Origin of the sequence: Selenomonas sp. KH1T6 (assembly GCF_900108415.1) — a bacterium.
Lineage (GTDB): Bacteria > Bacillota > Negativicutes > Selenomonadales > Selenomonadaceae > Selenomonas_B > Selenomonas_B ruminantium_A.
In genome coordinates, this window is the sequence record NZ_FNWN01000063.1 from 1 (window position 1) to 7617 (window position 7617).

The window sequence follows — 7617 nt, forward strand, 5'->3', positions numbered from 1 at the left end:
GAAGGCTTCAACCGCCAGCTCCGCAAGGTGACGAAATCCAAGTCCGTATTTCCGACAGATGACAGCTTGCTGAAAATGCTCTACCTTGCCATGATGGACATAACGAAGAAATGGACAGGCCGCCGCCAGGATTGGAGCATTATCCATGCCCAGCTGGCCGTCTATTATGAAGACAGGCTTCCGGAATAAAAAATCTGCACGTTCAAGGATTTCTTGACGTGCAGAGAGAAATATGGTTGGTATTAGTGACAAGGGCTTAAACCTCTTGTTTTAATAACAATTTTACATCACGATATGGAGTTTACACAGAATTTGGGACAGCCTCGCCAGTATGTCATTGACCTCCATGGAATAGCCTTCTTTGTGGCATAATGGTCAGCCATGATTCCAGGAAATGTCTTTGGCGCCTGATGGTACATTTACCATATCGTTGAAAGCAATGCTCTTGGCCGTGGCTTCGGCTGCCTCTGCCGGAGTGGAAGCCGGGTTGCGGCGGATCTCATATACTTCATGGGAGGCTTGCTTGATGGCGTAAGAATTGGGGGTATGGAACTGCAATTCTGTCTTGATCTCGGATGGGTCCAAAAGCTGTACATTTATGCCCTGATAAAACTTGCCGCCCCATGCATTGCGGAACTTCAACACCCTATAGTTGCTATTCACAAGCTTTTCCATGGCCTCCGGTACCCGGCGGCTGTAATCTTCTTCCTTTATGACCAGTGTATAGCGCAGCACGTCACTGATGCTGTCAGCTGCCTGTTTCAAATCTACGCCGTCCTTCATTGCATCTGTCAAAATTTTATGCATGAGACTGTCTTCTTCCTTGATGCGATGACTGAGGCCGGCAAGGTAGGATCCGTTTTGCTCTAATGCCCGTACATCACGTGTAATCTTTGGTTCGGCAGCCTGTGCTTCAGCAATCAGGCTCTGAGCCAGGACAGCCGTGGTTATCACCATTATCGCCGTGAGCATGGTAAGGGAATTGCGGAAGTGTCGCAGATTTATGCCGTACATGAAATTGCTGGATATATGCTTGCTTATTTTTCTCATCTGATTCATAATCTTGTTCCCTCCAGTCTTGTGTTATCAAGTGCTGCGAACAATATGAAGCATAGCAGGAGTAAATGAAAACAAGATGGTTGCTTATGAAAACTAAATGAAATAATATATTGAAAACATGAATGTACTCCTTGTAATGTGAGTCAGGGATAAGGTCAGATGGTTGAAATAGGGAGATACAGGGTATATCATAAGAAATAGAAGAACAGATGACAGGAGGAAGCGCGGTATGAAAAAATCCATGTTTAAGAAAATAGCTGTGGCCGGACTGATGGCCATGGGAATTATGGGCTGTGGGGTTAGTACTGGGATGGCGCAGAGCCGGGACATAACCATTGATGGCGATCATGGCAAGCTCTCTGCAACGCTCCAGACACCAGAGGGATATAAGGAGTACCCCCTGGTGATTATCATGCACGGTTTCACTGGCAACAAAGATGAGGCTTTGTTGACTACTCTGGCTGATGATCTGGAGAAAGATGGAATTGCCTCTCTGCGCTTTGATTTCAATGGTCACGGCAAAAGCGAAGGCCGTTTCCAGGATATGACGGTGCCTAATGAGATTGAGGATGCCAAGCATGTATACGAGTATGCCAGTAAACTGCCTGGTGTGACTTCCGTATCTATGGCTGGTCATTCCCAGGGAGGCGTAGTTACCAGCATGACTGCTGGTATACTGGGGACGGCCAAGGTGAAGAGTATAGCTCTCATGGCACCGGCAGCAGTGCTGAGGGAGGATGCTATCCGTGGCCAAATCTTCGATAAACACTATGATTCACTGAATCCTCCTGCTGCTATTGATATTTTCAAGGGCCTGAAACTGGGAGCTGATTATGTACGGACAGCCAGGAATCTGCCTATATACGAAACGGCATCGCAGTATCAGGGGCCGGCTTTTATGATTCATGGTACCGGGGATATTGTGGTGCCATATACCTACAGCCTGAGGTATCAGAGAATCTACTTTAACGGACAGGTGAAGTTAGTGGAAGGTGAAGACCACGGGTTCTCCAAGGATACCAAAGGGGCAGCTAAGGCAGTGGCGGATTTCTTTTGCGGGCAGTTGAAGAAGTGATGGATTAGGTCACATAATAGCGGCGTTGTTATTTGAATAAGCGGAACGGCAGGGGAGGTAAACCTGCCGTTTTTGATGGGATTGTAATGATGGTGGGATTGGAAGCCTTGATAATCAGTTTTTGACAAGGAAGGTATGGCACATTTTATGAACACGAAGCAGATTGCTATTATTACCGGCGCTTCCAGCGGTTTGGGGGCGGGATATGCCCGGCAGCTTGACGAGGAGGGGCTGTCTGAGATATGGCTTATAGCCAGGCGGGAGGACAAGCTTGTGTCACTGGCAGACAGTCTGGGCACCGCTTGCAGGTGTCTGTCGTTAGACCTGACGGATAAAGAGGATTTGGAGGATTTGGGACGAACTTTGTCGGCAGAGGGCAGTAAGGTTCAGATATCGTATCTGATAAATGCTGCAGGTTTTGGCTGCATTGGCCTCAGCCGGGAGTGTCCCAGGGAAAAACTCCAGCAGATGGTGGACCTCAACTGCCGGGCAGCTTTGGCTTTGACAGAGATGTGCGTTCCTTACATGGCAAGCGGGAGCCATATTTTGCAGATTGTTTCCTGTTCTGCATTCCAGCCTATCCCTAATTTAGCTGTATATGCTGCCAGCAAGGCTTTCCTGCTGTCGTATAGCCGGTCGCTTAGTGTGGAACTTAAGGACTTGGGGATAATGGTCACAGCAGTATGCCCCTTCTGGATCAAGGATACGGAATTTGTGGCTAAGGCCCGGGAAACAGACAAGCGTGGTGCCTACTTTGACATGCCTGGCGCTACAACTGTGGACAGGGTAGTGCAGAAGTCTCTGCTGGCAGCCAGGAGAGGCAAGGTGGTATGTACACCTGACCCGGTGAGCAGTTTGCATCGTATCGTGGCATCCCTGTTGCCGCATGGGTTGCTGGCCAGGATTTGCAAGTAGTTGTGCAAATATATTCAGAGGAGAATTTGACTATGAGCCGGGATGAAGTAAAGCGCTTGCAGGACATCGTCCGCAAGCTCCAATCAGATGAGGGATGCCCATGGGATAAGGTTCAGACCCATGAAAGTATAAAGGCCGGTTGTATTGAGGAAGCCTGTGAAGTGTTGGCAGGTATCAATATCCTTGCGGAAACAGGGAAGGCAGAAAACCTGAAGGAAGAGCTGGGGGATCTGTTGCTCCAAGTGATTTTCCATGCCAATCTGGCCGAAAAAGAAGGGCTGTTTGATTTGCAAGATGTGGCTCGCGCTGCCAATGAAAAGATGATCAGGCGGCACCCGCATGTTTTCCATGAACCAATAGTGGATAAGGATGGTCAGCCTGTTACAGATTGGACTGAAATCAAGAGGATGGAAAAGGCGGGGCGTGAATGGGAGGAGGAATATCTCCCTGCAGCACTGGAAGAAGGTCGAGCACTTATTGAACAGGCTGCGAAGCGCAAGGGGCTGTCTGTTTAGAAAAAAATTAAAGGAGCAGGAAGGTAAGCAGGCAAATCTTTTTCATAGTAGATTCTCCCTGTCAATTGTGGTAAAGAAAGTATATTATGTCTTGGTATGGGCGAGGATGAAGTTAAGCACGAAATCAAAATCTTCTTTTTCCGCATAAACCTGATTCTTGTTAAGCAGCTCATTGACCTTGATGAGATCACTGCCAGGGCAGGACTCCACGCTCCTGACATCGGCAAAGGCAGTGTACATACTGGTGCGGGCACCAGCCAGCATACCTGTACCTACTGCACCGGGGCGTCCAGCCATGGCTCCCACCAGCCTGGTCAAAATACTGATGGCTTCAACCTTCTTGATCTGGGACTCCATCTGGATGTGATGGACGCCCCTGTCATCCATTTCAAAGAGCACGCAGTACTTGCCACCCATCATCAGGGCGTAAAGCAGGTATCCAATCAGGCACAGCAGTCCAAAGCCCAGGGCTAAGAGCAGGAATACACTTGTGATATCCATGAGTGTGTCCAGGGATAGATTATCGTCAATTATTTCCAGCATTACCATGAAAAGCCATATGCCCAGCAGGACAAAACCAGAAATCTTCCAAATCAGGAAGAGGATGGTAGGATTTTTGTAAAGGTTCAGCTCATAGATCCAACGGTAGACCCTGTCCGAATCAAAGGTAATGTTTTTGGTTACATTGTTCATACCACTGTTCACTCCTCCGTGGTTTTTACGAGGGCTTCTTGTTTCTTTTTTTCAAGGACTTCGGCAGGGTGAGAGGATTATCCTGCTATTCATGGATTGATTTCTTGACAATGGAATGATGAAATGATACCATAAGAATAATTGGAATTGTTTGACAAGTATTGGCTTGTCATATCGAGAGGGGGGATTGCAATATGCTTTCAGTGAAAGATATTCTGAGGAAAACTGCTCTGGTTATGTCTGCGGCGATATTGATGACTTCTTCTGCAAGCGCCATGGAAATTATAGATAACCAGGAAGGAAATCTGCATGTTGTGGGATGTGAAGAGTGGATAAGTTTGCGTTCTGTGCCGTCAATGATGGAAGGAGAGGTGCTGGCACAGATTCCCCTGGGACAATTAGTGCGCCACATAGATGACTATGATAACCCGGAATTCGCGCATGTGAGCTATAAGGGGATTGAAGGATATGCTTTATGGATGTATCTTTCGCATCGTGCCACAATATATAAAGTTGCACGGTGTGAAGAATGGATCAGTCTAAGGGCTGCTCCTTCTACAGACAGCGATACAATAGCGCGCATACCGCTTGGAGCATATGTTATATTTGTCAAAAACTCGACCAACGATTTTTGGTACGTCAATTATAGGGGTAATTTAGGATATGTTCTCAATAAATATTTGGATTGACTAAATTGCCAATGAAACTGAGACCCATTATATCCTGAATCGGCTCCCGCTGAAGAAGCGGGGGCCTTTGTGGTTTAGAATTATTAAACGAAATATCTATTAGAGATAAGTTTCCCGCAAGCGATGAGTTTGTCAAATCAGCTGATAAATCAGCTTCCCTATTAGGATGGCAGTCACCCCGATAAAAAGTGGCTTTACATAGCCTACTCCCCTGGTTAGCGCCATGCGGGCGCCACAGTAGGCACCGAGAATCATAGCAGCACCCATGGGGAGGGCGTATGCATAGTCAATCTGCCCTAGAAAAGCGAAGAACAATGCTGCCGAGAGATTGCTGGCAAAATTCAGAGTGCGGGCGTTGCCTGCTGCTCGCAGGAAGTATTGAGCGGAATGGCCAGGTTGGCGGTCATAAGGCGTAGGAGGCAGGAGGTTAATAATTAACATCCCCATGGAGGTGTTTGCCTTGTTGGGAGAGAATAGATACGTTAATTTAGCATGATGAGGGGATGTCATTGACATAATGAGGTCAGTTTACAATTTCAAAGCGGCAGAAAAGTAGCATGAGTGAGGAGGAATAGTCATGAAAAGGTGTATGAGGATTGCATGGTTTACACTGATCCTGTTGCTTGCCATGGTGGCAACGGCACTGGCCAATTATCCCGGTACGCTGGATAGCGGGAATCTGGTGCTGGTGGATGGCGGCATGGGTGTGGGTTATTATGCAGACAGGTCATCGGTGCAGGTGGAGCAGTATGCGCCGCCAAGGTATCAGCTGTCTATCAATGTTGTGGGAGTGACGTTTTCTGATGAGTATTGGCGAAGCCACGAAACCTATATTGGTGGGCCATATACCATGGGAGATATAATCACGCTTAAGTTTCGCTACAATTGGGACAGGAAGGTCATTTCTTACCAACGGGGAGAGACCTGGCTGGATTGGGATGTCAACCGTGACTACTGCCATGCAGAAGGTGATCCCATGATTCCCTACGCTGCAGAGGTGGCCTTTGTAAGTGCATACAATATGAGATTCTTTGATGACCAGCTGGGGTACAGCCCGGTGCTGAAGAAGCCTCAGCGGGTCATTGACGAACAGCTGTATCTCAGATTGGGGATTTGAATTTAGGAGAGGAGGCAGCTCAGGCAACTGACAGTGTATTTGGATATGCTGCTTGCTCCCGCAGATGGAATGATGCATTGAGGTATGCATGAGAGGAACTGAGGCTTATGGAATTTAAGCAGGCAACGCTATATGGGGAGAAAAAGCCTCATATCTTGGTTATTGATGACGATGAGGTAATCCGGGGACTTATCAAGAATAATTTAAATGATCTTGCTCATGTGGATACGGTTATTTCCGGTGAAGATGGTTTGTCATACCTGAAGTCTGGTAGGGAGACAGCACTGATACTGCTGGATTACCTTATGCATGGAATGACAGGGTTGGAATTCCTGAAGCATATGAAGAGCATGACCGCTTTAGAAGATATTCCTGTTCTCATGCTTACAGGTGAAGAGGATGGCAGTCTGGAATTGCAGGCATTGGAGGCAGGGGCTGTTGATTTTATTCACAAGCCTGTAGCGGTTGCTGTGATGCGGCAGAGAGTACTGAATATCCTAAACTATACATACTTGCAGCATAGCCTTCAAGATGAAGTGGAGAGACAGACTAAGCTGGCAGATAAGCGCAAGGAAGAAGCGGAACAGCTTTTTGAAGAAATGATCATGGCTCTGGCGCAAGCCATTGATGCCAAGGATCACTATACCCATGGTCATTCCCAGAGGGTGGCAGAGTATTCAGCTCAACTGTCTTATTTGCTTGGGGACGACCCTAAACAGGTACGGCAAATCTATTACATGGGTCTGCTCCATGATATCGGGAAAATTGGCATCCCAGTGGAAATCATCAACAAGCCGGGAAATCTTACGGATGAGGAGTATGCAATCATCAAGTCTCATTCTGTAATTGGCGCGGAGGTGTTGAAGCCCATCAGGATAAGCCCGGAACTTATGATAGGGGCACGGCATCATCATGAAAGGTTTGATGGCCGTGGCTATCCAGATAAGCTGTCAGGTAACGACATCCCACGTGCGGCCAGGATTATTGCTGTTGTTGATGCTTATGATGCCATGACATCGAACCGCAGCTATAGAAAGGGGCTTACCACGGAAAAGGTGTACAATGAGATAGCCAGAAACAGCGGAAGCCAGTTTGACCCTGAGTTTGCGGGAATTATGTTAGAATATCTGAGAAAAGAGAAAGACAGTATCAAAGAATCAGTTCAGGAGGTTAATAATTAACATCCTGAATGGCAAATTGGGGGGCTGCTCGGAGCAGTTCCACTATTATATTATCAGCAAATTGGCTTGGGAAAATGTATATCTTTCCATGGTGTGGCTCCTTTTTCCCTTTGTTGATGATAAGATCATCAAGTACTTCATCTGGGAGATTATAGGCTGAGAAATCAATCCAGATGAGATAAGTTCCCTCTGGCTCTATAAGGCGGGCTTTTGGCAAGTTGTTGTTATGAGTTGCCTGTTTTCCGGGGTCAGGCTGCGGACTGTTCCCTCAAGTTCGGCTGTTTCCGGCAGTACATTCCAGGTATTGCCAGCCGTGATTCTGGTGATGCTGACAAGATTTGCAGCAAAGGGGTCAGAGTTGCGACTTACGATG

Annotated in this window: 9 protein-coding genes and 1 pseudogene; 7 read left to right on the forward strand and 3 right to left on the reverse strand. The window is 47.3% G+C overall.

What is annotated here, in order from left to right; all coding sequences use genetic code 11:
- Positions 1–189: pseudogene (locus tag BLW59_RS16730) on the forward strand (IS256 family transposase); the annotation flags it as partial.
- 186 nt (positions 190–375) lie between these two features.
- Here the strand turns inward: BLW59_RS16730 and BLW59_RS16735 are convergent.
- Positions 376–1059: a hypothetical protein gene (locus BLW59_RS16735; protein WP_074698984.1), complete on the reverse strand. Its 684-nt coding sequence runs from the start codon at positions 1057–1059 to the stop codon at positions 376–378.
- Between the two features lie 229 nt (positions 1060–1288).
- On the opposite strand from BLW59_RS16735, the gene BLW59_RS16740 reads away from it, so the two are divergent.
- From BLW59_RS16740 to BLW59_RS16750, 3 genes are all read left to right on the forward strand, one after another.
- Positions 1289–2134, forward strand: a complete 846-nt coding sequence (locus BLW59_RS16740) for an alpha/beta hydrolase (protein ID WP_074698986.1) — start codon at positions 1289–1291, stop codon at positions 2132–2134.
- 147 nt (positions 2135–2281) lie between these two features.
- Positions 2282–3049: an SDR family NAD(P)-dependent oxidoreductase gene (locus BLW59_RS16745; protein WP_074698988.1), complete on the forward strand. Its 768-nt coding sequence runs from the start codon at positions 2282–2284 to the stop codon at positions 3047–3049.
- Positions 3050–3081: 32 nt separating this feature from the next.
- Entirely contained in the window at positions 3082–3564 is a 483-nt protein-coding gene (locus BLW59_RS16750) for a MazG nucleotide pyrophosphohydrolase domain-containing protein (RefSeq protein ID WP_074698990.1), read from the forward strand.
- 84 nt (positions 3565–3648) lie between these two features.
- Here the strand turns inward: BLW59_RS16750 and BLW59_RS16755 are convergent, their stop codons facing one another.
- The gene (locus BLW59_RS16755; protein ID WP_074698992.1) at positions 3649–4257 is read right to left on the reverse strand and encodes a hypothetical protein; all 609 of its coding nucleotides are present in this window, start codon (positions 4255–4257) and stop codon (positions 3649–3651) included.
- A 194-nt stretch (positions 4258–4451) separates the two neighbouring features.
- Here BLW59_RS16755 and BLW59_RS16760 point away from each other — a divergent pair, with 194 nt between their 5' ends.
- Complete coding sequence (locus BLW59_RS16760) at positions 4452–4946, forward strand: SH3 domain-containing protein (protein WP_051650283.1); 495 nt, start codon at positions 4452–4454, stop codon at positions 4944–4946.
- A 132-nt stretch (positions 4947–5078) separates the two neighbouring features.
- Here the strand turns inward: BLW59_RS16760 and BLW59_RS17230 are convergent, their stop codons facing one another.
- Positions 5079–5393: a sulfite exporter TauE/SafE family protein gene (locus BLW59_RS17230; RefSeq protein WP_318258729.1), complete on the reverse strand. Its 315-nt coding sequence runs from the start codon at positions 5391–5393 to the stop codon at positions 5079–5081.
- 130 nt (positions 5394–5523) lie between these two features.
- On the opposite strand from BLW59_RS17230, the gene BLW59_RS16770 reads away from it, so the two are divergent.
- Positions 5524–6063: a hypothetical protein gene (locus BLW59_RS16770; RefSeq protein WP_029543624.1), complete on the forward strand. Its 540-nt coding sequence runs from the start codon at positions 5524–5526 to the stop codon at positions 6061–6063.
- Positions 6064–6170: 107 nt separating this feature from the next.
- Positions 6171–7244 (forward strand): HD domain-containing phosphohydrolase, encoded by a 1074-nt coding sequence (locus BLW59_RS16775; RefSeq protein ID WP_074698994.1) that lies wholly within the window; start codon positions 6171–6173, stop codon positions 7242–7244.
- Positions 7245–7617 lie beyond the last annotated feature (373 nt).